This window comes from Microvirga sp. RSM25 (assembly GCF_044784385.1).
Lineage (GTDB): Bacteria > Pseudomonadota > Alphaproteobacteria > Rhizobiales > Beijerinckiaceae > Microvirga > Microvirga tunisiensis.
Genome location: NZ_CP173039.1, coordinates 4,117,338 through 4,142,529, shown reverse-complemented (window position 1 = coordinate 4,142,529; position 25,192 = coordinate 4,117,338). Strand labels below are relative to the sequence as shown.

At 64.0% G+C, this 25,192-nt stretch carries 19 protein-coding genes and 1 pseudogene; 14 read left to right on the top strand and 6 right to left on the bottom strand.

Features of this window, described 5'->3' with window-relative positions:
* Positions 1-555: 555 nt before the first annotated feature.
* From ACD578_RS19605 to ACD578_RS19590, 4 genes are all read left to right on the top strand, one after another.
* Positions 556-1,434 carry an MBL fold metallo-hydrolase gene (locus ACD578_RS19605; protein ID WP_404287735.1) on the top strand — a complete coding sequence of 293 codons (879 nt, stop codon included), beginning with the start codon at positions 556-558 and terminating at the stop codon, positions 1,432-1,434.
* A gap of 67 nt (positions 1,435-1,501) precedes the next feature.
* Complete coding sequence (locus ACD578_RS19600) at positions 1,502-2,938, top strand: cytochrome ubiquinol oxidase subunit I (RefSeq protein ID WP_404287733.1); 1,437 nt, start codon at positions 1,502-1,504, stop codon at positions 2,936-2,938.
* Positions 2,939-2,952: 14 nt separating this feature from the next.
* Complete coding sequence (cydB, locus tag ACD578_RS19595; RefSeq protein ID WP_404287731.1) at positions 2,953-4,002, top strand: cytochrome d ubiquinol oxidase subunit II; 1,050 nt, start codon at positions 2,953-2,955, stop codon at positions 4,000-4,002.
* Positions 4,002-4,133, top strand: coding sequence for a hypothetical protein (locus tag ACD578_RS19590; protein WP_274597168.1), 132 nt, complete (start codon positions 4,002-4,004; stop codon positions 4,131-4,133). Before cydB ends, ACD578_RS19590 begins: the two co-directional genes overlap by 1 nt.
* A gap of 63 nt (positions 4,134-4,196) precedes the next feature.
* Here ACD578_RS19590 and ACD578_RS19585 read toward each other — a convergent pair whose 3' ends face one another.
* On the bottom strand, positions 4,197-5,048 hold the full coding sequence (locus ACD578_RS19585) for a hypothetical protein (RefSeq protein WP_404287729.1): 852 nt from the start codon (positions 5,046-5,048) through the stop codon (positions 4,197-4,199).
* A gap of 399 nt (positions 5,049-5,447) precedes the next feature.
* On the opposite strand from ACD578_RS19585, the gene ACD578_RS19580 reads away from it, so the two are divergent.
* The 10 genes and pseudogenes from ACD578_RS19580 (at position 5,448) to ACD578_RS19535 (ending at position 19,685) form a co-directional block, all read left to right on the top strand.
* Positions 5,448-7,223, top strand: coding sequence for a type I secretion system permease/ATPase (locus ACD578_RS19580; RefSeq protein ID WP_404287727.1), 1,776 nt, complete (start codon positions 5,448-5,450; stop codon positions 7,221-7,223).
* Complete coding sequence (locus tag ACD578_RS19575) at positions 7,224-8,549, top strand: HlyD family type I secretion periplasmic adaptor subunit (RefSeq protein ID WP_404287725.1); 1,326 nt, start codon at positions 7,224-7,226, stop codon at positions 8,547-8,549.
* A 285-nt stretch (positions 8,550-8,834) separates the two neighbouring features.
* Positions 8,835-11,036 (top strand): trehalose-6-phosphate synthase, encoded by a 2,202-nt coding sequence (locus ACD578_RS19570; RefSeq protein WP_404293955.1) that lies wholly within the window; start codon positions 8,835-8,837, stop codon positions 11,034-11,036.
* Between the two features lie 22 nt (positions 11,037-11,058).
* Positions 11,059-11,811 carry a trehalose-phosphatase gene (gene otsB, locus ACD578_RS19565; protein WP_404287723.1) on the top strand — a complete coding sequence of 251 codons (753 nt, stop codon included), beginning with the start codon at positions 11,059-11,061 and terminating at the stop codon, positions 11,809-11,811.
* A gap of 1 nt (position 11,812) precedes the next feature.
* Positions 11,813-13,621 carry a glycoside hydrolase family 15 protein gene (locus ACD578_RS19560; RefSeq protein WP_404287721.1) on the top strand — a complete coding sequence of 603 codons (1,809 nt, stop codon included), beginning with the start codon at positions 11,813-11,815 and terminating at the stop codon, positions 13,619-13,621.
* A 107-nt stretch (positions 13,622-13,728) separates the two neighbouring features.
* Positions 13,729-14,694 (top strand): glucokinase, encoded by a 966-nt coding sequence (locus ACD578_RS19555; protein WP_404293953.1) that lies wholly within the window; start codon positions 13,729-13,731, stop codon positions 14,692-14,694.
* Between the two features lie 6 nt (positions 14,695-14,700).
* The gene (locus ACD578_RS19550; protein WP_404287719.1) at positions 14,701-15,633 is read left to right on the top strand and encodes a succinylglutamate desuccinylase/aspartoacylase family protein; all 933 of its coding nucleotides are present in this window, start codon (positions 14,701-14,703) and stop codon (positions 15,631-15,633) included.
* Positions 15,630-15,815, top strand: coding sequence for a hypothetical protein (locus ACD578_RS19545; RefSeq protein WP_404287717.1), 186 nt, complete (start codon positions 15,630-15,632; stop codon positions 15,813-15,815). The genes ACD578_RS19550 and ACD578_RS19545 overlap by 4 nt, the downstream gene beginning before the upstream one ends.
* A 426-nt stretch (positions 15,816-16,241) precedes the next feature.
* Positions 16,242-17,826: pseudogene (locus ACD578_RS19540) on the top strand (peptide chain release factor 3).
* Between the two features lie 266 nt (positions 17,827-18,092).
* Positions 18,093-19,685, top strand: a complete 1,593-nt coding sequence (locus ACD578_RS19535) for an ABC-F family ATP-binding cassette domain-containing protein (RefSeq protein ID WP_404287715.1) — start codon at positions 18,093-18,095, stop codon at positions 19,683-19,685.
* A gap of 26 nt (positions 19,686-19,711) precedes the next feature.
* On the opposite strand, the gene ACD578_RS19530 is transcribed toward ACD578_RS19535, so the two are convergent.
* The 5 genes from ACD578_RS19530 to ACD578_RS19510 all read right to left on the bottom strand — a co-directional run bounded on the left by ACD578_RS19530 (position 19,712) and on the right by ACD578_RS19510 (position 25,113).
* Positions 19,712-20,614 (bottom strand): sugar kinase, encoded by a 903-nt coding sequence (locus ACD578_RS19530; RefSeq protein ID WP_404287713.1) that lies wholly within the window; start codon positions 20,612-20,614, stop codon positions 19,712-19,714.
* 389 nt (positions 20,615-21,003) lie between these two features.
* Complete coding sequence (locus ACD578_RS19525; protein ID WP_404287711.1) at positions 21,004-21,912, bottom strand: N-acetylglucosamine kinase; 909 nt, start codon at positions 21,910-21,912, stop codon at positions 21,004-21,006.
* Between the two features lie 76 nt (positions 21,913-21,988).
* Positions 21,989-22,879: an N-acetylmuramic acid 6-phosphate etherase gene (locus ACD578_RS19520; protein WP_404287709.1), complete on the bottom strand. Its 891-nt coding sequence runs from the start codon at positions 22,877-22,879 to the stop codon at positions 21,989-21,991.
* A gap of 103 nt (positions 22,880-22,982) precedes the next feature.
* A complete protein-coding gene (locus tag ACD578_RS19515; RefSeq protein ID WP_404287707.1) occupies positions 22,983-24,008 on the bottom strand; it encodes a serine hydrolase domain-containing protein in 1,026 nt (341 codons plus the stop codon).
* A 7-nt stretch (positions 24,009-24,015) separates the two neighbouring features.
* Complete coding sequence (locus ACD578_RS19510) at positions 24,016-25,113, bottom strand: anhydro-N-acetylmuramic acid kinase (RefSeq protein ID WP_404287705.1); 1,098 nt, start codon at positions 25,111-25,113, stop codon at positions 24,016-24,018.
* Positions 25,114-25,192 lie beyond the last annotated feature (79 nt).

Sequence of the window (25,192 nt, the reverse complement as noted above, 5' to 3'; positions counted from 1 at the left end):
GCGGCAGGCGGGATTCGAGCACTCCGACGGCTTGACCTTAAGCCTCTCCCATGGTCCATCGCACCCGCGCTGAACGAGCCGAGGATGCGATGAGACGTCCGCCGACATTAGCTGCCTTTGCGGCCCTGCTGGCTTTCACCGCAGCCAGCGGCACTGCGCCCGTCCTTGCGCAAGATTCTCAACCCCGAAGCTGGCCTGAGGTGAAGTGCGCTCGCTATAAGAAAGCGTGGTCGGACGCCCTTGCACATCGGGGCACGAAGGGTCTGAGTCAGGAGTTCATCGAGCGTCACGAGGCTTTCCTGGCCTCGGACTGCACGACGAGGGGGCATGTCTGCCCCCGGTCCGCGGAGGAACTCGACCTCGCCAACATGATGGTGGTCGCTGCCATGAACGCCGGAACGGCGAGCACTTTCCTCCCTTCTCCTGCCGCAAGTGACGAGAAAATGACGGGAAATCTGCTTTCTGCCAGGGATCGAGACGTCCTGTCAGCCGTTCGAACATTTTCCTGTCTTGCCCGTTAGGGCTTCGCCACCTTCATTTCAGCGAGGCTCCTCCATGCGCATTCATCATCTCAATTGCGGCTGCATGTGTCCTGTCGGGGGAAAGCTTTGGGATGGTGTCAGCCGTGGCCTGACGGGCCGATTGATCTGCCACTGCCTGCTTGTCGAGACGGACAGCAACGGCCTTGTTCTCGTCGATACGGGCTTCGGCTCCAGGGATGTGGAGGATCCCTACGGGCGGATCAGCCCGCTCTTTATCTACACGAATCGGATCCAGCTGGAGCATCGCTATACGGCGTTGGAACAGGTGAAGAGCCTCGGCTTCTCGCCCCGCGACGTGCGCCACATCGTGCTGACCCATCTCGATTTCGACCATGCCGGCGGCCTCGAGGACTTTCCGGACGCAACCGTTCATGTCCTGCGCGCGGAGGTTGAGGAAGCCGAGGTGAGACACGGCTTCATCCATCGCCGCCGCTACAGCCCTAAGCAATGGGACGAGGTGCGGGACTGGCGTTTCTACGACCCCACCGGGGAGCGCTGGTTCGGCTTCGGCTCGGTGCGCGATCTCGATGGGTTGCCGCCTGAGATCCTGATGATCCCGCTGCCCGGCCATACCATGGGACATGCCGGCATTGCCATCGATACGCCGGACGGATGGCTGCTCAACGCAGGCGATGCCTATTTCTATCGGCATGAGATGGACAAAGATTCGTCCTGCACGCCGGGGCTACTCGCCTATCAGCGCATGATGGAGGAGGACCGGCCGCTGCGCCTCCACAACCAGGAGCGGCTGCGAATTCTGGCCAACGATGGTCGCAGCAACGTCAAGATCTTCTGCAGTCATGACCCGATCGAGCTCGAAGCCCTGCAGCGCCTCAGCACGGGATGGCGGCCGGTTTCTGGGGAATATAGTCCAAATCTGCGGGCTCATTGAGCCACCCACCTCTGGTCCCTGCCTGCCGACGCCCTAAAAGCAGGTAGGTTGATGAGGGGAAGCGGAAATGGAATTCGATGCCCTGATGCTCTCGCGCATCCAGTTCGCGTTCACGATCGCCTTCCACATCATCTTTCCGGCTTTCACCATCGGTCTTGCCAGCTGGCTCGCGGCCCTGGAGTTCAACTGGCTCCGCACGGGCAACCCGCTCTACCGCAACCTCTTCCGCTTCTGGGTGAAGGTGTTCGCGGTCTCCTTCGGTCTGGGGGTCGTTTCCGGTATCGTCATGAGCTACCAGTTCGGAACGAACTGGTCACGCTACTCCGAGTTCACCGGCAACGTGCTCGGCCCCGTCATCGCCTACGAGGTCATCACGGCCTTCTTCCTCGAGGCGGCCTTCCTCGGCATCATGCTCTTCGGCTGGGAAAAGGTTGGCGACCGCCTGCATTTCTTCGCCACCTGCATGGTGGCCTTGGGCACGCTGATTTCCGCCTTCTGGATTCTCTCCGCCAATTCCTGGATGCAGACGCCGGACGGCTTCGCCATCGAGAACGGCAAGGCTGTGCCGGTCGATTGGTTCAAGGTCGTTTTCAATCCGTCCTTCCCCTTACGCTATGCGCATATGGTCATGGGCTGTTATCTGACGACGGCCTTCGCGGTCGCCGGGATGTCCGCCTGGATGCTGCTGCGCCATCCGCACGATGCGCCGGAGGCGAAACTCGCCGGCTCGCGGCGCTCCATGTCCATGGCTTTGTGGTTCGCCACCATCTTCGTGCCGGTCCAGATCGTGATCGGCGATCTTCACGGTCTCGGCGTGCTCAAATATCAGCCGACCAAGCTCGCTGCCATCGAGGGCAACTGGGACCGGATGGCGAACATGCCGCTTCGCCTCTTCGCCCTTCCCGATGAAGTGGCGGAGACGAACCATTACGAGATCGCCATTCCGAAGATCGGAAGCTGGGTTCTGACGCACGCCTTCGACGGCGTCGTGCCCGGTCTGAAGGAGGTCCCCCCGGACGAGCGTCCGCCGGTCTGGCCAGTCTTCTTCTCCTTCCGCATCATGGTCGGCATCGGCTTCGCGATGCTCGGCATCGGACTGTGGAGTCTGTATCTGCGCTGGAAGGGCACATTGTTCACCAACAGAACTTTCCTGACGGCTGCCATGATCATGACGCCGTCCGGCTTCGGTGCCGTGCTCTTCGGCTGGTTCACCGCCGAGATCGGCCGCCAGCCCTATGTTGTCTACGGCCATCTGCGCACGGCCGATGCCGTGTCTCCTATCGCGGCAGGAGCGGTCACCGCGTCGCTCCTGATTTTCATCGTCGTCTATGCCTTCGTGTTCGGCTTCGGCTCCTACTATCTCGCCAAGATCCTGCGGCGCGGACCGGATCCGGTCGAGGACATTCGCGGGGACGATCTCGGCAAGAAGCCGAAGCGTCCGTTCTCCGTGCCGGACGAGGGGATTGAGGGCCGACCCGGTCACAGGGCGCTACCAGCGCGATAGGAGGCTTGAAGATCATGTTCGGCTTCGGAATGGAATATGAGGGACTGGCCTTCTGGCTTCCGGTGATCTGGGCCGGGCTGCTCGCCGTGGCGGTTGCCATGTACGTGATCGCCGACGGCTTCGATCTCGGCGTCGGCATCCTCTTCAAGGCGGCCGGCAGCGACAACTGGCGCGACCGGATGATGTTTTCGGTCGCGCCGATCTGGGACGGCAACGAGACCTGGCTCATCCTCGGCGGCGGCGGCCTCTTCGCCGTCTTTCACATCGCCTATGCGGTGCTCATGCCGGCCTTGTACCTGCCGATCATCCTCATGCTCGTCGCGCTCATCTTTCGCGGCGTCGCTTTCGAGTTCCGCTTCAAGGCGGATCGTTCGAAATTCTTGTGGGACAACGCCTTCTTCTTCGGTTCGTTGGTGGCGACCTTCTTCCAGGGCATGGTGCTCGGCACCTTCGTGCAGGGCTTCGCCACCGATGGTCGCCAGTTCACCGGCGGCACCTTCGATTTCTTGACTCCGTTCAGCGTGCTCACCGGCATCAGTCTGATCTTCGGCTACGGGCTGCTCGGCGCGACCTGGTGCGTGATGAAGACCACGGGCGAACTGGAGATCTGGGCGCGCCGCATGGCGGTGCGTTTTCTCCTCGCTACCATCGTCGCCATGGCCATCGTGTCGGTGTGGGTTCCGTTCTTAGAGAGGCAGATCGAAACGCGCTGGTTCTCCTGGCCCAACATCGCGTTTCTCGCGCCGATCCCTCTGGTGACGGCCTATGTGGCCTACAGGCTCTTCCGCGACCTGGAGGAGGGGCGGCATTACCGACCGTTTTTCCTGGCAATTGCCCTGTTCCTGCTCGGCTATCTCGGCCTGGGCATCAGCCTCTTTCCATACATTGTACCTCCCAACCTCACGATCTGGGATACGGCGAATACCGTCAATTCCCAGCTCTTCGCGCTGGTGGGCTTCGCGATCGTGCTGCCGATGACCTTCGCCTACACGGCCTATTCCTATTACGTCTTCCGCGGCAAGGTGGCTGACGAGATCTCAGGCGGCGGCTACGGATATCACTGATGCAAGCTGAAACACATCGTCCGCCGGAACGACGCTCGAAACGCCTGCTCTGGTTCGTGTTCCTGTATATCGCGAGCCTCGCGGTCTTCGCGGGGCTCGTCTATGGCCTGAGAGGAATCATCCCTCACTAGCGCATCGTGCGGAACCGAAGGTCCGCGTCAGCGAAAAGCGGATCCGGCTCTCCGTCCGATGCTCTAGCGGTAGGTGCCAATAAAACCCTTGTCGGTCACCACGACCCAGCGGGCGCCGCGGCGCTCGATGCCTTCGATGCGGCCGACCCCGGGAAGAATGCCGCCGGGCATGACCTCGTAGAGGCGGCGATTGCGGTTCTCGACGAGAGCCGCACCGTTATAGACCTCGCGCAGCACCCATCCGTCGACAGGTTCGCTTTTCACCGGCGTGGGAACGGGGGGCTCCTCGCGCTTTGCAGCCTCGGCAGCCGGAGGTACTGCAGGAACGGGAGGGGTCGCAGGCTTCGTGCTCAGCCCCGCCAGAGTGGTCAGGATCTGACTCTCCATCCGGTCGAGCCGGCCCTCGAGAGCGGAGAACTTCTTGCCCGGTTCCTGCAGGCTGATGGTGAGGCGTTCCAGCTTCTCTGTCAGCTTCGTCTGTTCGGACTCCGAAGAGGTGGACGCGGTGTGCTCGACGTCCTTGAACGCCACCACGGTTTCTCGGAGGGCATCGAGGTCGGTGCTCAGCCGCGCGAGGATCTCCCGGCTGCGGGTCGTCTCGGCCTCCAGACGATGGATGGCATCCTTGTTGGCCAGTGTCCCTATGTAGGAAGCGGACCAGCCGGCTCCCACGAAGAGCAGGGCCATGGCGGCCTGGCTCAGGAACTTGCTGGGAAAAGCCCGGCTACCGGTCGCAATGCGCTCATCCGTTGACACTTCAGGGGAGGGCGCCGGCTTCAGGCCAAGCTTCGCGGTCTTGATCGCCTCCTCCAGCGCTGCGCTGGCCGTAGGGTCGATCCGGACGGCGGTTTTGGACAATGCGCCGTCCTGCTTCGCGGCTTCGCTGCGATCCGGAGAACCTATGTTGATGTCCATATTCCGACCTCATTTTCAGGTCAGAGACCATTAACCCTGAAAGTTTACCAAAGCATTATCTCTAGAGTTAAGTGCTTACGTTACATACCCTCTCCAGATTGAGGGGAATGTAGCATTGCACACGGACATTCAGAATTTTTTGTTGACATAGTTACATATAATAGGGTTACAAAAGGTGGCGTAACGGAAAGCGACCACCTTAGGGGCATCTCGATACCCATAAGAGTGCTGAGAAACATGGCCTTCCAGGCCTAACTATAACGAGATACTCTTGTGGGGCCACGACCCCGACATCGCAGCCATCGCCAGATGGCAAACATTGTGGTAGGGTATAACCTTGCACAATGGCTCTACAACCACGATGGCGCCGGGTGACTGGTCGGCCTATGGAAAGAAGATATGAAGCAGGCATCGAGAAATCGGGAAGAAAGCACAGAGGTCCAAGACGCTCTGAAGTCCTGCCTTCCCTCTTTTACCGGGGTTGCCGTATTCTCTGCGGTGGTCAACCTTCTGGCTCTCACGGGCTCCATCTACATGCTCCAGGTCTATGACCGCGTGCTGTCGAGCCGGAGCATCCCGACCTTGATTGGTCTCTCCCTGATTACCCTTGCGGCGTTTGCGCTCTCCGGCGGTCTCGACATGCTGCGCGGCCGGATGCTGGCGCGCATCGGCGCCCGCTTCGACGAGTTGCTCTCGCACCGGGTCTTCGATCTGGTGGCCACGATGCCGCTCAAGGGCGCCAAGCAGGCAGAGAGCATGCAGCCAATCCGCGATCTCGATACGATCCGCGGCTTCCTCTCGAGCCTGGGCCCCACGGCTCTGTTCGACATGCCGTTCATGCCGATCTTCCTCATCGGCTGCTTCATGATCCATCCCGGCATCGGCGTGATGTCGGTGGTCGGCGGCGTGGTGATCATCATCCTGACCCTCTACACGGACGCCAAGAGCAAGGCTCCCTCCTACGAGGTAACCAAGAGCGGCGCCGAGCGTCATGCCATGGCCGAGACCAGCCGCCGCAATGCGGAGACCATCCGCGCGAACGGCATGCTGGGCTTCCTGGCCAAGCGCTATGACGAGGTGCATGTCCGTCACGTCAATGACGGTTTGGTCGCCAGCGAGTCCTCGGCCGGCATCAGCGCCTTCGCCAAGGTCTTCCGCATGGTGCTCCAGTCGGCCATCCTGGGCCTCGGCGCCTATTACGTGATCCAGGGACAGATGTCGGGCGGCCTGATGATCGCCGGCTCGATCCTGATGTCCCGTGCGCTCGCTCCGATCGAAATCGCGGTCGCCCACTGGAAGGGCTTCACGGCCTCCCGTCAGGCCTATCGCCGCCTCCAGCACATTATGAACCTCGTGCCGGCTCAGGGCCAGCGCATGCCGCTGCCTGCGCCGAAGGCCGCCCTGTCGGTGGAAGAGGTTTATGTCGGTGCTCCCGGCGCCTCGCTGCCGATCGTCCAGGCTGCTTCGCTCCAGCTTCAGGCCGGCCAGGGCCTCGGCCTCATCGGCCCCAGCGCCTCGGGCAAATCGACTCTTGCCCGCGCCCTCGTCGGCGTGTGGCCGACCCTGCGCGGCGAAATCCGCCTCGATGGCGCGGCCCTCGACCAGTGGGAGCCGGATTCGCTCGGCCGCCACGTCGGCTACCTGCCGCAGGATGTGGAGCTGTTTGAAGGCACCATTGCCGAGAACATCTCCCGCTTCCAGCCTAACGCCAAGCCGGAGGACGTGATCGCCGCGGCGCAGACGGCGGGCGCGCATGAGCTCGTCCTCAACCTGCCCGACGGCTACGATACCCGGATCGGCGAAGGTGGTGCCTCCCTGTCGGGCGGTCAGCGCCAGCGCGTGGCTCTTGCCCGTGCTCTCTACGGCAACCCGTTCCTGGTCGTTCTCGACGAGCCGAATGCCAGCCTCGACGGCGCCGGCGACGAGGCCCTGAACCAGGCCATCCTGGCGGTGCGCAAGCGCGGCGGCGTCGTCGTCGTCATCACGCACCGTCCGGCCGCTCTCGGTCAAGTCGATCACGTCGCCATCATGGAAGAGGGCCGGATTAAGGCCGTGGGACCGCGCGACGAGGTTCTGCAGTCCGTCATGAAACGCAATGCGACGCCGGCACCTGCACCGGTGCGGCCGCAGCAGGCGCCGGCAGCTCAGGCTGCGAACCTGCGAGAGGTTGGTTAAATGTTGGTCATTCAAGCTCCCCAAAGCAAACCCTCCGTCCACCAGCGGATCCTGCGCCAGTCGACCATCGGCGGCGTGGCCATGATCGCCCTCTTCGGCGGGACGATCGGTCTCTGGGCGGCCACGTCGACCCTGTCCGGCGCCGTCGTCGCCGGCGGTCAGTTCGTGGTCGATACCAGCGTCAAGAAGATCCAGCACTCGACCGGCGGCATCGTCGGCGAGCTGAAGGTCAAGGAAGGCGATCGCGTTTCGCAGGGCGATCTCCTGGTCCGCCTGGACGAGACGATGACGCGCGCCAACATGCAGGTCGTCTCCAAGCAGCTCGACGAGTATATCGGCCGCCAGGCTCGCCTGGAGGCGGAGCGCGACGGCGCGTCCGAGGTCAAGACTCCCGAGGAATTCGCCGGCCGGCTCAATGAACCGGCCGTGACGAAGATCATATCCTCGGAGCGCACGTTGTTTACGGCGCGCGGCGCCTCCCGCGACGCGCAGAAGGACCAGCTCCGGAAGCGCATCGCCCAGTCCCAGGACGAAATCGTGGGATTGAGGGCTCAGCAGCAGGCCAAGGCTCGCGAGGCCGAGCTGATCGTGGCGGAGCTGAAGGGCGTCCGCGACCTCTATGATCGGAACCTGGTTCCGATCACGCGGTTGAACGCGCTCGAGCGCGACGCTGCGAGCATCGAGGGGCAGCGCGGTCAGCTCATCGCATCCGTCGCCCAGGCCGAGAGCCGCATTGCCGAGACCCAGTTCCAGATCATCCAGATCGACGAGCAGATGCGCGCCGAGGCGATGCAGGAGCTGCGCGAGATCCAGGGCAAGATCGCGGAATACACCGAGCGGCGCGTGGCGGCCGACGATCAGCTGAAGCGCATCGACATCCGCGCTCCCAGCGACGGCTATGTCCACCAGCTGAACGTTCACACGATCGGCGGCGTGATCTCCCCGGCTGAGCCGGTGATGAACATCGTTCCGGTGAACGACAAGCTCGAGCTCGAGGCCAAGGTTCTGCCCAACGAAATCGATCAGGTGAAGTTCGGCCAGAAGGCGACCGTGAAGGTCCATGCCTCCAATGCGCGCATGATCCCGGACCTGCACGGCTCCGTGAGCCGGATCTCGGCGGACGTGTCGCGGGATCAGCAGACCGGCGCGACCTTCTACACGATCCGGATCGAGCTGCCGCAGGACGAGATCAAGAAGCTGGAAAACCTGCACCTGATCGCAGGCATGCAGGCCGAGGTGTTCGTCGAGGTGAACCAGCGCACCCCGTTCGAATATTTCTTCAAGCCGATGCAGGAGCAGATCGCCCGCGCGTTCCGCGAGCACTAAGCTTTCCTCTGGCGATTTTTCAGGAAACCGCGGCCGATGCTGACTGCATCGGCCGCGGTTTTCATTTGAATCCTCCCGTGAGCCTCGCCGAGGAGCCGGTCAAGCCTGGAAAGTTCCGCAAGCAAGCCCATAAACAGGGCGAAGGCTGCGTTCTCCCGCAGCCCTCCATCGAAGGCAAAGTCTGAAGCCGCTCCGCAAGGTCAGCTCGCCCGCCTTGATGAAAGTGTCGGTTTTCTTGAGGAACTTAGCATTTTGAGGATCATCTTCCGCTTTGGCGGTATCGCAATGCTCGTGGCGGCCATCGTCATCCTGGCCGTGCTGCCCTTTGCTACATCCTTCGTGGAGCAATGGACGCGCCGTGATGTCGAGCTGCGATCGCGTCTCGTGTTCAACTCCGTCCGAGACCAGGTCAGCGGCCTCCTCGCCCGCAACGACGCTCAGCAGGCCGGGATCCTGTTCGAGCGCATCGCCTCGGACGAGCGCGTGCTCGCCATCGGCTATTGCGACGGGCAGGAACTCCGCTTCCCCACCAGCAACATGCCGCCGTCCTTTTCCTGCGCCGAGGCATCCCGGTCCGACGCGGAAAGCTTTTCGGTCGTCAGGAACCAGGATCACAATGTCCTGGTCAGCTCCTTCCCCTTGAATGCAGGAGGTCGGCCGGGACATCTCGTGGTCCTGCACGACCTGAGCTATGCCGACCAGCGCGGCGGAGAGGCGAGGAACTATCTCTTCCTCGCCTTGGCAGGCGTTGCCTTCGGGGCTGCTGCCCTCGCGGCCATGATCGCGGCCATCATCATGCGCCGGTGGCTCTCATCCATCCGGCAGGCTCTCGAGAGCGCCCGCACCGGCAATGGCAATCCGCCGGTAGAGGAGAACATCATCCCGTTGGGGCAGGAAATCCGCGATGTCCTCCAGGAACTCGAAGCTTCGCGCCGGACCATCGATGCGGCGCATACGGATTGGAGCCCGGAGACCCTGAGGGCGGCATTGTCCAACGAGCTGTCGGGCTCGGAGGTGATCGTGGTCTCGAACCGCGAGCCCTACATTCATAACCGCACCGACAGCGGCGAGATTTCCCTGCAGATTCCGGCCAGTGGCCTCGTTTCGGCCCTGGAGCCCGTGGTGCGCGCCTGCGGCGGCACCTGGGTCGCCCATGGCAGCGGCACGGCGGACCGAGACACGGTCGACGCCAATGACCGCGTGCCCGTGCCTCCGAATCACCCCTCCTACACCCTGCGCCGCGTCTGGCTCTCGGAAGAGGAGCAGGATGGATATTATTATGGCGCTGCCAACGAGGGACTCTGGCCCCTGTGCCATATCGCCTTCGTACGGCCGATCTTCCGGGAGACGGATTGGCAGTTCTACCGGTCCGTCAACGAGAAGTTCGCCGACGCGATCGTGGCCGAGGCCAAGCGCGAGGACCCGATCATTCTCGTGCAGGATTACCATTTCGCGCTCCTGCCGCGCATGATTCGCGACCGGCTCCCCCGGGCGACCATCGTCACCTTTTGGCACATTCCCTGGCCCAATGCCGAGACCTTCGGGATCTGCCCCTGGCGGGAAGAGATCATCGACGGGCTGCTGGGCTCCTCCATCCTCGGCTTCCACACCCAGGCGCACTGCAACAACTTCCTGGACTCGGTCGATTCCTACGTGGAAAGCCGCATCGACCGGGAGAAGGATTCGGTGTTCTTCGGCGGCGAGGAGACCCTGATCCGTCCTTATCCGATCTCGATCGAATGGCCGCCCACCGCCATGGAAGGCCAGAGGCCCGTGGAGGAGTGCCGCAGGATCGTGCGCGAGCGTCTCGGGCTGTCGCCGGACATGCGCATCGGCGTCGGCATCGAGCGGTTCGATTACACGAAGGGCATTCTCGACCGGATGCAGGCCATCGACGCGCTGATCGGCGAGCATCCTGAATGGAGAGGGAACTTCACCTTCGTTCAGGTGGCCGCTCCAACGCGCAGCAAGCTCGCCAATTACCGCCTCCTTCAAGAGGAGGCCGAGGCTCTGGCTCGCGACATCAACGAAAAGTATGGTGGTGACGGCTACGAGCCCATCAGGCTCCTCATCCGTCATCACGAGCCCGATGAAGTTTTCGAACTCTTCCGTGCCGCGGACCTCTGCATCGTGTCGAGCCTGCACGACGGCATGAATCTCGTCGCCAAGGAATTCGTGGCAGCACGGGACGACGAGCAGGGCGTGCTCATTCTCTCGGCTTTCGCGGGCGCGTCCCGTGAGTTGTCCGAGGCGCTGATCGTCAATCCCTACAATGCCCATGCCATGGGCGAGGCCATCAACCGCGCGCTGACCATGCCGCAGAACGAGCAACGCGAGCGGATGCGGCTGATGCGCGATCAGGTCAAGGAGCGCAACGTCTATCGCTGGGCGGGCCAGATGCTGCTGGCCGCCTCCCGCCTGCGCAAGCAGCAGAGGATCAGACGATTGATCGCCAGGGGCCGGAGGCTTGCACCGGCCAATGCGTGAAGCTCCTGCAGGACAAGGTCCGATGCCTGACGTGAACGAGGATTATGCTCTCTTTCTCGATTTCGACGGAACCCTCGTCGATATCGTCGAGCGCCCCGATGCGGTTGCCGTGGACGCGGCCTTGCCCGATGTTCTCACAACGCTGCAGAGGCGGCTCGGCGGTGCGCTCGCGATCATCAGCGGCCGTCCCGTCGACTTCCTCGACGGACGCCTCATGCCCCATGTGTTCGATATGGCGGGACTGCACGGGCTCGAGCATCGCATTGCCGGGCGGCTGTCCATGTGCGATCCCGACGAGCACCCGGCCCTGCGCGAGATGGTCGAGCGCCTGAGCCGGATCGTTGCCGACAAGGAGGGTATCCTGGTCGAGGACAAGGGCTGCTCGGTTGCCATTCACTGGCGCCTCGCCCCCCATGAGAAGGACTTCGCTCTCGCGACCGCTCAAGCTGCCGTCGAAGCGCTGGGCCCGGATTACCGTGTTCAACACGGAAAAGCTGTGGCAGAAATCCTTCCCTCGGCGGCGGGGAAGGGCAAAGTGATCGAGAGATTTCTCCACGAATCTCCCTATAAGGGACGGCGCCCGGTCTTCGTCGGCGACGACCTGACCGACGAGAACGGTTTCAAGACCGTGAATGCGCATGGCGGTTTGTCGGTGCGCATCGGTGCGGGAGAAACCATAGCCAAGGTTCGCCTTGGAACGCCTGCGGATTTGCGACATTGCCTGTCCACGTGGGCTTTCGAAGGAACTCTGCCTTTTAAAGGGGATGATTGCTGATATGAGTTCGCTAGATCTTGCCGTTATCGGCAATTGCACGATCTCGGCCCTGGTGGATCGCCGCGCGCAGATCGTCTGGAGCTGCTTCCCTCGCTTCGACGGCGATCCGGTCTTTTCCGCTCTGCTCGACAGCCCCGAGGGCCAGACCGATGCGGAGCAGAAGGGCATCTTCGCCATCGACATGGTCGGCATGGTCAGCTGCGAGCAGACCTATCTCGAGAACACGGCGGTTCTCGTCTCGCGGATGACGGATTCCTTCGGCAACATTCTCGAAATCACCGATTTTGCGCCGCGCTTCAAGCATTACGACCGCACCTTCCGCCCGCCGATGCTGATCCGCCGGGTGTATCCGGTGAAGGGCCGTCCGCGCATCCGCGTGAGGCTGCGGCCCCATTACGATTGGGGCGGCTGCCCGCCGAACCTGACCCGCGGCAGCAATCATCTGCGCTTCGTCGGCCCGGCCTATTCGCTGAGGCTCACCACCGACGCTTCCGTGTCCTACGTGCAGGACGAGCGGCCCTTCGTGGTGGACCGGCCCCTGTCGTTCTTCTTCGGCGAGGACGAGCCGCTTCGGTCAGAGACGGATTCCACGGCCCGGGCCTTTCTCGACAGCACGGTCGATTTCTGGCGCGACTGGGTGCGGTCGCTCTCCATTCCGTTCGATTGGCAGGACGCGGTGATCCGCGCCGCCATCACGCTCAAGCTATGCAACTACGAGGAAACGGGCGCCATCGTGGCGGCGCTCACCACCTCGGTGCCGGAAGCGCCGCACACGAAGCGCAACTGGGATTACCGCTATTGCTGGCTGCGTGACGCCTATTTCGTCATCCAGGCCCTCAATCGGCTCGGCACCACCAAGACGATGGAGGAATACCTCACCTACATCACCAACATCGTCGACGATATGGAGGCCATTCCCGATCAGAAGGACATGCCGCCGCTCTTCAGCATCACGCGCTCGCCCGATCTGGAGGAGCGGGAGGCGACGGCGCTCGCCGGCTATCGCGGCATGGGCCCCGTGCGTGTCGGCAACGCGGCCTATACGCAGATCCAGAACGATGCCTATGGCAGCGTCGTCCTGGCCTCCGTGCACGCCTTCCTGGACAAGCGCCTGATCCGCACCGGCAACAGGGCCTTGTACTCCCATCTGGAAAAGCTGGGGCACAGGGCCATCGAGGTCTTCGATCAGCCCGATGCCGGTCCCTGGGAGCTGCGCACCAAGGCGGCCGTTCATACCTTTCCGAGCGTGATGTGCTGGGCGGCCTGCGACCGGCTCGTCAAGATCGCCGAAGCCATGGGACGTGAAGACCGGGCCGCGTTCTGGCGCGAGAATGCCGATCACATGCACAGGGTCATCAACGAGCGCGCCTACAATCCGGAGACAGGCACCTTCGCGTCCTCCTTCGACGGCGCGGATCTCGACGCGACGCTCCTGCTGCTGGCCGAGCTCGATTTCGTGAAGCCGGACGACCCGCGCTTCATCGCGACCGTGGAAGCCGTGGGCGCGAAGCTACGGCGCGGCGACCTTCTGCTGCGTTATGATGTGGAGGACGATTTCGGCCTCATGCATACGGCTTTCATGATCTGCGGCTTCTGGTACGTGGATGCCTTGAACGTCATCGGGCGCAAGGACGAGGCGAAGGAACTGTTCGAGCACATTCTGAGTTTGCGCAATTCCTTCGGGCTTTTCTCCGAGGATGCGGACTACACGACCGGAGAGCTGTGGGGCAACTTCCCCCAGACCTATTCCATGGTCGGTCTCATCAACTCTGCGGTGCGCCTGAGCCGGAGCTGGGAAGAGGCGGTCTGATCATTTGGTCATTGGCTTGAAGCGCGAGGCGGAAAGGACGCTAGGTTTCGATGTTCGCATTTCCTGTTCTGCTCGGGGATATCGGCGGGACCAACGCCCGCTTCGCCGTGTTGCCCGCGCCCGGAGCGCCCGTTCAGCTGCTGCCGCGGACCCTGACGGCGCAGACGCCCGATCCGGTCGGAGCAATCAGGATCGCGCTCGAGGCCTATGAGGGACCTGCACCTCGTTCCGCTATCGTGGCGGTAGCAACGCGGGTAGACGCACCCGCAATTCGCCTCACCAACGCCCACTGGGTGATCGATGCCGAAGCCATCGGCAAGGCGCTGGATCTTGAGCGCGTCACCCTCGTCAACGACTACACGCCCGTGGCCGCCTCGGTGGACGTGCTCGACGCGGCGCAGGGCGACCTCGCCCCCATCGGAGCCTTCCCGCCGCCCAGGCCCGGCCCACGCGTGGTGCTGGGCCCCGGCACCGGGCTCGGCGCGGGAGCACTGATGCCCGTGGAGGACCGCTTCGCTATCCTGGCGACGGAGGCCGGCCACATGGAGTTCGGCCCCACGACCGACGAGGAAACCGCGATCTGGCCGCACCTGGAGCGGGTGGGCGGTCGGGTTTCGGGAGAAGTGGTGCTGTCCGGTCCCGGCCTGTTCCGCATCGCCAAGGCGCTGGCCGCCCATCGCTGCGTCGACTGTCCCTACACGATGCCCAACGACGTCCTGGCGGCGGCCCGCGAGGGCGATGCGATGGCTGCGGATGCGCTTTCCCTCTTCGCGCGCTTCCTCGGACGCTTCGCCGGCGATCTGGCTCTGACCTTCGAGGCCTCGGGTGGCGTCTTCATCGCCGGCGGCATTGCGCCCCGCATGATCGACATCCTGCAGGCCGGCGATTTCCGGGGGCGTTCGACCACAAGGCGCCGCATGACGCCTGGGCCAGGAAGGTGCCGGTTTACGCCATCGTCAATCCGGAGCCGGCCCTACAGGGACTTGCCGCCATCGTGTCGAATCCGCAGCGTTTCGTCTTCCAATCTCAGGGGTGGCAGGCTACCTGACGGGTCCTGGCTAAACCCTGATTGACGGAACATGAGAACAGAAAATATCGCCCTTGCGCCCCTCGCCCCCGGAGCGAGCCTGTCGCTGACGGTCCAGCGCTTCGGTCCGGAAGGCGCGCGCCCGCGCATTTATATCCAGGCCTCGCTCCATGCCGACGAGATCCCCGGCATGATCGCGGCGCATCACCTGCGCGAGCGCCTGACCAAGCTTGAGGCCGAGGGCCGCATCAAGGGCGAGATCATCCTCGTGCCCTCCGCCAATCCCATCGGGCTCGCGCAAAGGGTGATGGGAGACCATATCGGCCGCTTCCACTTGGCCGACGGGGTCAATTTCAACCGCGGCTATCCCCACCTCGTGCCGAAGGTCGCCGAGCGCATCGAAGGCGAGCTCGCGAACGACGGTGAGGCGAATGTCCGTCTGATCCGCGAGGCGCTGCGGGCCGAGCTCGAAGCTTGGCAACCGTCGAACGCGGCCGAGGTCATGAAGAAGGCCCTGCTCGGTCTGGCCCAGGAGGCGGACGTCGTGCTCGACATGCACTGCGACTCGGAGGCCGTGGTGCATCTCTACACCCACACCCGTTCGGCCGAGGAATTCGCCCCGCTCTCGGCGCTCATCGGCTCTCGCGCCTATCTCATCGCCGATGTATCGGGCGACGAGCCGTTCGACGAAGCCTGCAGCCGTCCTTGGGCGGAGCTGGCCGACCGGTTCCCGGATCATCCGATCCCGTTCGGCTGCCATGCGACGACGCTCGAGTTCCGGGGCGAGCGGGATGTGTATCATGAGACGGGGAAGGCCGATGCCGCCGCCATGATCGACTACATGGTCCTGCGCGGTGCCATTGCCGGCGAGGCTCCCCAGGTGCCCGAAGCTCGCTGCCAGGCGACCCCCTGGCCGCCTCCGAGCCGGTCCAGGCTCCGGCCTACGGCATCCTGGTGTTCAAAGCCGACGTGGGAGCAAAGGTGAAGGAGAGCGAGGTGATCGCCGAGGTGATCGATCCGCTGACCGGCGCCGTGACTCTCGCCAAGGCTCCCTCCGACGGCGTGATGTTCGCCCGGGTCGCCGTGCGTTTCGTCACGCAGGGGATGCGGATCGCCAAGGTTGCCGGCACGACCGCCAAGCGGACGGGCAAGCTGCTCGGGGCGTAGAAGCATCTGAAAGGCTGGCTCAGACTGCTCTCACCTCATCCTGAGGAGCCGCGTAGCGGCGTCTCGAAGGAGGTTTCTGAGCACGCTGGAGACGCCCCGACCCTTCGAGACGGTCACTCCGTGACCTCCTCAGGATGAGGGCTTGCGAGCGCAAAAAGAAAGGCCGCCCCGAGAGGCGGCCTTTCCATTGTCGGTTCCACGGCCCGTTAGAGCCGGCCATTTTGTGCGTTACGCACCGATCTCGGCAGAGGCCAAGATCCAGGTCACGGCAACCGGGGACCGTAGGGTATGACAATGAGACACTGGATCACCTCCTTTCGTTGTTGACGGGAAACCCCCATATGGGTTGAGAAGAGCCCAACGGAAGGGCGGGGCGCTGCGGCGTTCTGTCCCCCACCTTCGTTCCCAGAGAAATTTTAAACCGCCATGACCGATCTTCCGGCCCCCGTGGGTCGCCGCCGAACCTTTGCGATCATCTCCCACCCGGACGCGGGCAAGACCACGCTGACCGAGAAGCTCCTGCTCTTCGGGGGCGCGATCCAGCTCGCCGGCGAGGTGAAGGCCAAGAAGAACCGCGTCTCCACCCGGTCCGACTGGATGGGGATCGAGAAGGAGCGCGGCATCTCGGTCGTGACCTCGGTCATGACCTTCGAGTATGGCGGCTGCGTCTTCAACCTGCTCGACACGCCGGGCCACGAGGACTTCTCGGAGGACACCTACCGGACGCTGACCGCTGTCGATTCGGCCATCATGGTGATCGACGCCGCGAAGGGCATCGAGGCGCGCACCCGCAAGCTCTTCGAGGTCTGCCGGATGCGCGACATCCCGATCGTGACCTTCATCAACAAGATGGACCGCGAGGCGCGCAATCCCTTCGACCTGCTCGACGAGATCGAGAAGACGTTGGCTCTCGATACGTCTCCGGTCACTTGGCCGATCAGCCAGGGCAGGAGCTTTGCCGGCACCTTCGACCTTCGCCGCAACATGGTCCGGCGCATCGATACGGACGAGGAGCCGACGCAGGTCTCCAGGCCCCGACGATCCGAAGCTCCTGAGCCTGCTGCCGCCGGAAGAGGCCGATGCCTGGCAGGAGGAGGTGTCCCTCGCCCAGGAGGCCTGCAAGCCCTTCGATCTTCAGGCGTTTCGCGAGGGTCACCTCACGCCCGTGTTCTTCGGCTCAGCTTTGCGCAATTTCGGCGTGCGCGACCTCATCGACGCGCTCGCCTCCTACGCGCCGCCGCCGCGCGGCCAGGAGGCCGACAAGCGCCTTGTCGAGGCGGGCGAGAGCCGCATGACCGGCTTCGTGTTCAAGATCCAGGCCAACATGGATCCGAACCACCGCGACCGCATCGCCTTCATGCGCATCTGCTCGGGCAAGCTCCAGCGCGGCATGAAGGTGAAGCTCGTGCGCACGGGCAAGCCCATGAGCCTGAACTCGCCGCAATTCTTCTTCGCGCAGGATCGCGCCATTGCGGACGAGGCCTGGGCCGGCGACGTGGTCGGCATCCCGAACCACGGCACTCTGCGCATCGGCGATACGCTCACGGAAGGCGAGGACATCATCTTCCGCGGCGTGCCGAGTTTCGCGCCGGAAATCCTGCGCCGCATCAAGCTGCAGGACGCCATGAAGGCCAAGAAGCTGCGCGAGGCGCTGCAGCAGATGGCGGAAGAGGGTGTCGTGCAGCTCTTCGTGCCGCAGGACGGCTCCGGCGCCATCGTCGGCGTGGTCGGCGCGCTGCAGCTGGATGTGCTCAAGGAACGCCTGGGGGCCGAATACGGCCTGCCGATCGATTACGAGCCGACGCGCTTCTCCATCTGCCGCTGGATCACGGCGGACGATTCGAGGGAGCTCGACAAGTTCATCGAGAGCCACTTGTCGTCCATGGCGCGCGACCTCGACGATGCGCCCGTGTTCATGGCGCCGAACACGTTCAATCTTCAGTACGAAGTCGATCGTTACAAGGCGATCCAGTTCTCGGACGTGAAGGATTATCAGAAGAAGGCGGCTTAGAGCATCGGACCCAAAAGTGGATTCCACTTTTGGGTCCGATGCTCATTTCTAACTGGCGCACCGTGCGGACGCGGCCCTTCGCGTCCGCACGGTGCGCCTTCTTCTTCTATGGAGATGCCGAGTGCCGGTCGCAAACTTGCGGCCGAGCCCGGGCCTCCGTATATTCGGCACCGGATGCCCGAGAGGCGTCCGTTTCGACAGGATGTATGCCGCAATGGATTTCAACCCGACAGCAATGCCGCTCTGCCTTGCCACGGGGAATATCCATGCCTGCCTCAATCACTCTCTCCCATGTTTCATGGTCCACGCCTGACGGCCGCTCTCTCCTTTCCGATCTCGCACTGAGTTTCGGTCCGGAACGCACAGGGCTTGTCGGTCGCAACGGCGTCGGCAAAACCACGCTCCTCAAGCTGATCTCGGGCGAGTTGCGCGCCCATTCCGGGACGGTTGCCGTCAATGGAAGCTTAGGCATCCTGCGCCAGATCGGTCAGGTCGATCGGACCGAGACCATCGCGTCCCTGTTCGGCGCCGTCGATGCGCTGGCCCTCCTGCGCCGCGCCGAGACCGGCGAAGCCACGGCCGAGGAACTGGCCCATGCGGATTGGACGCTGGAGGCCCGCATGGCCTCCGCCCTCGCCAAGGTCGGCCTGGATGCGCCGCCGGACACGTTTCTCTCGAGCCTGTCGGGCGGGCAGAGCACGCGGGCCGGCTTGGCGGCGCTCGTCTTCGCGGAGCCCGACTTCCTGCTTCTGGACGAGCCGACCAACAACCTCGACCGGGACGGCCGCGAGGCGGTGCTCGATCTTCTCGCCGGCTGGCGCGGCGGTGCGATCGTCGTCAGCCATGATCGGGAGCTGCTCGACATCATGGATGCCATCGTCGAGCTGACCTCGCTCGGCACCACGCGCTATGGCGGCAACTGGAGCCGGTACCGCGAAAGCAAGGCGCTGGAACTCGCTGCCACCCGGCGCGATCTGGTGGATGCGGAGAAGCGCGTCGCCGAGATCGACCGGAAAGCACAGGAGACCATCGAGAGAAAGGTGCGCAAGGATGGCGCAGCCCAGAGGAACCGAGCCAAGGGTGGCATGCCGCGCATCCTCATGAACGGGCTGAAAAGTCGGAGCGAGGAAACGGGCGGCAAGAACGCTCGTCTCACGGAGCGTCGCCGCGGGCAGGCTCTCGAGGCCGCCGCCTCGGCGCGCGAGCGCATCGAAATCCTGCAGCCGTTTTCGATCGTGCTTCCGCCGACGCATCTGCCAGCCGGCAGGACGGTTCTGACCATCGAGGCCGCAAGCGCCGGCTACGAACCGGAGCGGCCGATCCTGCGCGACTTTTCCTTCGCCATCACCGGGCGGGAGCGCGTCGCCGTGATCGGACCGAACGGGTCTGGCAAGACTACGTTGCTCGCAATCGTGAGCGGGCAGTTGCAGCCCTGGAGCGGGAGCGTGAGGGTCATGACCGAATTCGCTCTGTTCGACCAGCGGGTGAGCCTGCTCGACGCTTCAGTTTCGATCCGCGACAACTTCCGTCGCATCAACCCGGATGCGGACGAGAATGCCTGCCGGGCGGCGCTGGCCCGATTCATGTTCCGGGCCGACGCGGCGCTGCAACTCGTCTCGACCTTGAGCGGCGGGCAATTGCTGCGGGCGGGGCTCGCCTGCGTGCTGGGCGGGCCGAGGCCTCCCGCTCTCCTGGTCCTCGACGAGCCGACGAACCATCTCGACATCGACTCCATCGAAGCGGTCGAGGCCGGGTTGCGGGCCTATGACGGGGCCCTGCTTATCGTCAGCCACGATGAGACCTTCCTGGAAGCCATCGGGGTCTCACGCCGGCTGGATCTCGCACATGCGCAGATCTGATCGGGCCCTTTGCTGCCGGCCTCGGCTCAGGCCGCCAGCTTGCGCTCGGCGTAACGCTCCTGCACCTGCGCAATGTCAGCGGCGGTCGGCAGGCTGGCCTCGTTGCCGAGGTGCTGGATGGCATAGGCCGAGGCGGCGCGGGCGAAGATGAAATGTTCGCGCCAGGGCAGGTCGGGACGGGCCATGGCGGAATAGACATAAGCGCCGTGGAAGATGTCGCCGGCGCCGTTGGTGTCCACCACCGCCTCGCCGGGCACGTTGAGGGCCGGAAGGACGCTTTCCTGGCCGGTCTCGTCGTACCAGACGAGACCGCGCTCGCCGAGGGTCACGCCGCCGATCTTGCAGCCGCGGCTCTTGAGATAGCCCAGCATCCCGGCCGGGGTCAGGTCCATCTGCTCGCAGAGACGCTCGGCCACGATGGCGACGTCAATGAATTCCAGAAGCTCATGGGTGTTGGAGCGCAGGCCACCGCCGTCGAGAGAGGTGAGAATGCCGGATTCGCGGCAGATCTTGGCATAATGCATGGCCGCATCGGCCTGGTGGCCGTCGAGATGCAGGGCCTTGCAGTCCTGGAGGTTCAGCGGCGGTACCGGGTGCAGATAGTGGTCATCGCGGCAGCGCACGATGGCACGCTTGCCGCCCCGCGGCATGATGAAGGACAGGGATGACTCGTGGACCTTCCGGTGGTGAACCGAGATGCTGTATTTCGCCGCCATGTCGATGAACATGCGGCCGAGCCAGTCATCCGCGATCGAGGTCAGGAGATCGGGTGCGATGCCGAGCTTGGCGCAGGCGAAGGCGGCCGTAACCGCATTGCCGCCGAACGAGATCGCGTAATCCCGCGCCACGGTTTTCTCGTCCCCGGTCGGAAGCTCGTCCGCCAGGAAGGTCACGTCGATATAGGTCTGGCCCACGAAAAGAGCATGCATCGGTCAAATTCGTCTTGGATGGATTCGCCGCTGGAGTCTTGGACGAGCAGGGCCGTTTAGGCAAGCTCTTCCGGTCCGCGCGGACTAGTGGGTCTGGCGGGCTTGTGGGTCTGGATTGCAAAGAGATGAGTGTCTCGCCGTTCCATGTCATCACCGGCCTTGTGCCGGTGATCCCGATCAGAGGGCGCTTTTCCTAATCGGGATGGCCGGGACGAGCCCGGCCATGACGGGGAGGGTGTCTTTCCGGAAGGACAGACTGAAGGGGAAGGCGTCTGCCATTGAGCCTGCGCATCGTTCTTCGTGGAAAAGCGGGGCCACTTTTCACTGGCGTAGCCCTGTGGGTCGCTGACGCGGCCCTTCGGGTCCGCACGATGCGCTGGACGGACCCGTCACGCCTTGTTGAGCGTCGCGGCCAGCCGTGCCGCCGTCAGCGCGGCGTCCAGATCGGACGCGATGAACTCGACGGGAGCCACCAGTTCCTTCCTGAAGGCCTCGGACAGGACAGGGTGAAGCCGCGTTGATCCGCCCACCAGGGCCACAGGCCGGGGGCCAAGACGCTTGATGAGTGCATTTGCGAGGCGGGCCAGCTCCTTGCCGGCTTCCTTTAGGATTTTCAGCGCGGTTCTGTCGTTGGCGAGCGCTGCTTCGCCCACGGCGCGGGCGAGCGAGCCGATTTTGCCGCGATCGCCTCCATAGACGAAGGAGCGCACGATATTCCAGTCGGTACCGCCCAGCGCCTGGGCCAGGCATGTGCCGAGTGTTGTCGTCCAGCCCGCGCCGGGTTTTTCCTCTTCGGCGCGCAGGACAGCCCTGAGGGCCTCACGGGCGATCCAGAAGCCGGAGCCGCCATCGTCGATCAGGTTGCCGCGCCCGCCGACCCGGATGACCTCCTTGGCCTCGGACAGGTAATAGCCGATGGAGCCGGTGCCGCTATAGACCAGGATGCCTTCGCCGAGAGCGAAATAGGCCAGGTAGGCGATCCACATGTCTTCCGCGACGAAGACCTTGGCGGGAGAGAGCTCGAAGATCTCCGCGAACAGGGCGCGCATGGTCGCTTCCGCCGGCGTGTCGCGGGTCAGCCCCGTGATGCCGGCGATGATGCCGAGAGGCCGCCCCTTCTTCATCACCACCTGGGCCATGTCGAGGACGATCTGGCGGGCGCGCTCTTCGGCGGCGGCGGAGAAGAGATGGCCGGTCAGGGGGGCGACGGAGCCTTGGGCAATACATTGGCCATTCGTATTCGCCATTCGCCAGCGCGTAGCGGTGCCGCCTGCGTCGATGCCAAGCCCCAGCCCCATGACCCCTTGCCTCTTCTTTCAGCCGGTCGCCCGGCTGGCCCGTTATGCCGTCCTTGTCAGGGAGACTTTGAGAAGTTTAGGGAGACTTGGAGAAGTCTGCCAGGGCTTTGCGCAGATTGCCGCCGTTTCGCTCGAGCGCGCCACGCGCTTCCGCCGGACCGGCGCCCAGGGCGATGAGAACGGCCATCTTCAGGTCGCCGTCCGATTGCCGGATCGCCTCGATGGCTGTGGCATCGTCGCAATCGGTGATCTGCGAGACCATGATCTCGCTGCGCCGGCGCAGCTTGGCATTCGTCGCGCGCATGTTGACCATCAGGCCGCGATAGACCCGGTCGAGGCGCACCATGATCAGGGTCGAGAGCAGGTTGAGGATGATCTTCTGCGCCGTGCCCGCCTTCATGCGTGTCGAGCCGGCGATGACCTCCTCGCCGGTATCGGCGAGTATCGGATGGGAGCAGGCTTCGAGAATGGGCGTATCGGGATTGTTGGAGATGCCGATGGTCTGCGCCCCGCGGGAGGCCGCCTCCTTCAGGGCCGCGATGGTGAAGGGCGTGCGGCCGCTGGCCGCGACGCCGATCACCACATCGTCGGGGCCGATGTTGTTGCCGCGGATCCCGGCAATGCCTTCCTCGACCGAATCCTCGGCGTTTTCGACCGCCTGCATGATGGCACCCGTGCCGCCGGCGATCAGATAGACCACCCGGTCGTCCGGCCAGTTGAAGGTCGGCGGCAGTTCCGTTCCGTCCTGAACGCCAATGCGGCCGGACGTGCCGGCGCCCGCATAGACGAGCCGTCCCCCGCGGCGCAGGCGCTTGACCGCCTCTTCCGCCGCCGCCGCGATGGCCGGCAGGGATGGCCTGACGGCCGCCACCGCCGAGAGCTGACCTTCAAGGAAGGCCGAGAGGACATCAAGGCTCGGCCAGGTGTCGAGATCCTGGTAGCGGGTACTGAAATGCTCTGTCGCCATTATACCAACTTTCTTCCAGACCAGTATAGGACCAGTTGGGTGCCGCAACAATGGCCCGCAGGCAGGTCAGGCGAGAGGAACAGCCAACTTTCTATTGGCATCCTTAAAGTCGGGCGTGTTGGTCGAACAACGCGATCACCCGCTCGCCCGTTGCACGGCGAAGCGCCAGGATCCCGCTGTCCTTGTGCCGGCTCGGATGGACGCGGTTGGTGAGCAGCGACCAGGCGAGGCCGCGCTCGAAATCGAGCCATAAGCCGGTGCCCGTGAAGCCCGTATGACCGATGGTATCGGGAGAGCAGGAATCGCCTCCGTGCCAGCCGGGATAGAAGCCCTCCCAGCCGACCGTGCGCTTATCCGATTCACGTGTGCGGATGGCCTTGATGGAATCGGACGAAAGGGCGGAGCCGTCGAAAAGCGAGTGAGCGAAATCGAGCACGCCGTCGATGGTTCCGAACAGTCCCGCATGGCCCGAGGCGCCGCCGAGCGCGTAGGCATTCTCGTCATGCACCTCGCCGCGGATCACACGCCCGCGCCACGTATCCTTCTCCGTCGCGGCGCAAAGGTTCGGATCGGGCCGGAACGAAAACTTCTCGGGAAGCGGCTGATCGATCAGCGCTTGGCCCGTGATGCGCTCGATAGCGATGCCGAGCAGCATGAAGTTGATGTCCGAATAGACCGGCGGACCGGCCTGCCAGACGCGCTGCAGGATGAAGGCACGCAACGTGTTCGGGTCCTGGCCGTAGGTGTAGAGCGGCTCAACGCCCGGAAGATGCGTCTGATGCGCCAGACATTGACGGAACGTAAGACGCCGCTCGGCAGCGTTCATGTCGTATTGGCGCAGATCCGGGATGGCCTTCACCAGCGGATCGTCGAGCGCAATCCGGCCTGCCTCGACCAGTTGCAGAATGCGCGTCGTCGTGAAGATGACCTTGGTGAGAGAGGCGAGATCGAACCATGTTTCACGGGAAACAATTTCCCGCTCCGGCTCGATCTGCGCATGTCCCGCCCATTGCACGGCACGCTCGCCGTCGGCGGAGACGATGCCGAGCACCGCGGCCGGAATGTTGCCGTCGCGAATGGAGGCGGCGGCAGGCGCGAAGGCCTGTTCGATCAGAGCTGACGGACCCATGGCAGATTCACGCGGCGCGGTGCAGTTCGCCGCCGGGCATGGGATGCGGCACGCCCGTCGTCGTGGGCAGGCTTAAGGGCAACCCGAGTGTGGATCTCACGGCGAGATAACCGAAGGCCTGGGCTTCCAGGAAATCGCCGTCCCAGCCCACGGCTTCGACCGGATCGACGGCAACGCCCAGTTCCTCGTGCAGGCGCGTCATGAAATGCGCGTTGCGCCGCCCGCCGCCCGTGACGAGCCAGCGTTGCGGCGCGCGCGGAACATGGCGCAGCGAGGCGATGACGGATTGAATGGTGAACTCCGCCAAGGTGGCGGCGCCGTCCGCATCGGACAGGGCCTCCACACCCTTAGCGCGGGCATGAAAGTCCTGACGGTCGAGGGATTTCGGGGCAGGGCGGTCGAAGAACGGGTTGTTCATGAACTCCGCGACGAGCTTCGCGTCCGCATTGCCGGAAGCGGCGAGCCGTCCGTTCTCGTCGAAGCTCAGGCCGCGCCGGCGCAGAATGAAATCGTCGAGCAGCGCGCTTGCAGGGCCTGTGTCGAAAGCGATCACCACATCGCCGTCGATATAGGTGACGTTTCCGACGCCGCCGAGATTGAGGATCATGACGGGCTGAGCGAGCTTGCTCGCCAGGGCGCGGTGATAGAGCGGAACGAAGGGCGCGCCTTCGCCGCCCGAGGCGACATCCGCATGGCGGAAGCGATAGACCGTGTCGATGCCGAGCGCCGCCGCGACCCGGTCGCCGAGCCCGAGTTGGCGCGTGAAGCGAGCTTCCGGCCGGTGATAGACCGTCTGTCCGTGAAAGCCGATCAGGCTCACGTCACTCGCCGGAATCCCGGCTTCCGTCATGAAGCGCCGGATCGCCGCGATATGCGCGTCCGTCACCGCCTGCTCGAGATCCTCCAGCGGCTCGCTCTGCGCCCGCGTCGGTTCGGCGATCAGCGCCTGGAGAGTTTTTCTTAAAGTCTCCGGGTAGGAGAAGGTCCGCCCCGGTCCCGGCCTCACGACGGTATCGCCATCCGTTTCCACGACGGACACGTCGATGCCGTCCATGGACGTGCCGCTGATCACGCCGACGGCTTTGACGATGGGGCGTTGCGACATCTTCTGCTCCGGAATGCTCTCGTTTACCTGCCGACCATAGCACAGGCGGTGAACTGGTCCAGAGTGGTATGATATTGGA

Coding starts and splice junctions, on each gene's coding strand:
- otsB (WP_404287723.1), top strand. CDS start 11,059: ATGCCTGACGTGAACGAGGATTATGCTCTCTTTCTCGATTTCGACGGA.
- ACD578_RS19570 (WP_404293955.1), top strand. CDS start 8,835: ATGCTCGTGGCGGCCATCGTCATCCTGGCCGTGCTGCCCTTTGCTACA.
- ACD578_RS19520 (WP_404287709.1), bottom strand. CDS start 22,879: ATGGCGACAGAGCATTTCAGTACCCGCTACCAGGATCTCGACACCTGG.
- ACD578_RS19515 (WP_404287707.1), bottom strand. CDS start 24,008: ATGGGTCCGTCAGCTCTGATCGAACAGGCCTTCGCGCCTGCCGCCGCC.
- ACD578_RS19575 (WP_404287725.1), top strand. CDS start 7,224: ATGTTGGTCATTCAAGCTCCCCAAAGCAAACCCTCCGTCCACCAGCGG.
- ACD578_RS19560 (WP_404287721.1), top strand. CDS start 11,813: ATGAGTTCGCTAGATCTTGCCGTTATCGGCAATTGCACGATCTCGGCC.
- ACD578_RS19600 (WP_404287733.1), top strand. CDS start 1,502: ATGGAATTCGATGCCCTGATGCTCTCGCGCATCCAGTTCGCGTTCACG.
- ACD578_RS19605 (WP_404287735.1), top strand. CDS start 556: ATGCGCATTCATCATCTCAATTGCGGCTGCATGTGTCCTGTCGGGGGA.
- ACD578_RS19550 (WP_404287719.1), top strand. CDS start 14,701: ATGAGAACAGAAAATATCGCCCTTGCGCCCCTCGCCCCCGGAGCGAGC.
- ACD578_RS19535 (WP_404287715.1), top strand. CDS start 18,093: ATGCCTGCCTCAATCACTCTCTCCCATGTTTCATGGTCCACGCCTGAC.
- ACD578_RS19585 (WP_404287729.1), bottom strand. CDS start 5,048: ATGGACATCAACATAGGTTCTCCGGATCGCAGCGAAGCCGCGAAGCAG.
- ACD578_RS19510 (WP_404287705.1), bottom strand. CDS start 25,113: ATGTCGCAACGCCCCATCGTCAAAGCCGTCGGCGTGATCAGCGGCACG.
- ACD578_RS19525 (WP_404287711.1), bottom strand. CDS start 21,912: ATGGGGCTGGGGCTTGGCATCGACGCAGGCGGCACCGCTACGCGCTGG.
- ACD578_RS19580 (WP_404287727.1), top strand. CDS start 5,448: ATGAAGCAGGCATCGAGAAATCGGGAAGAAAGCACAGAGGTCCAAGAC.
- ACD578_RS19530 (WP_404287713.1), bottom strand. CDS start 20,614: ATGCATGCTCTTTTCGTGGGCCAGACCTATATCGACGTGACCTTCCTG.
- cydB (WP_404287731.1), top strand. CDS start 2,953: ATGTTCGGCTTCGGAATGGAATATGAGGGACTGGCCTTCTGGCTTCCG.
- ACD578_RS19590 (WP_274597168.1), top strand. CDS start 4,002: ATGCAAGCTGAAACACATCGTCCGCCGGAACGACGCTCGAAACGCCTG.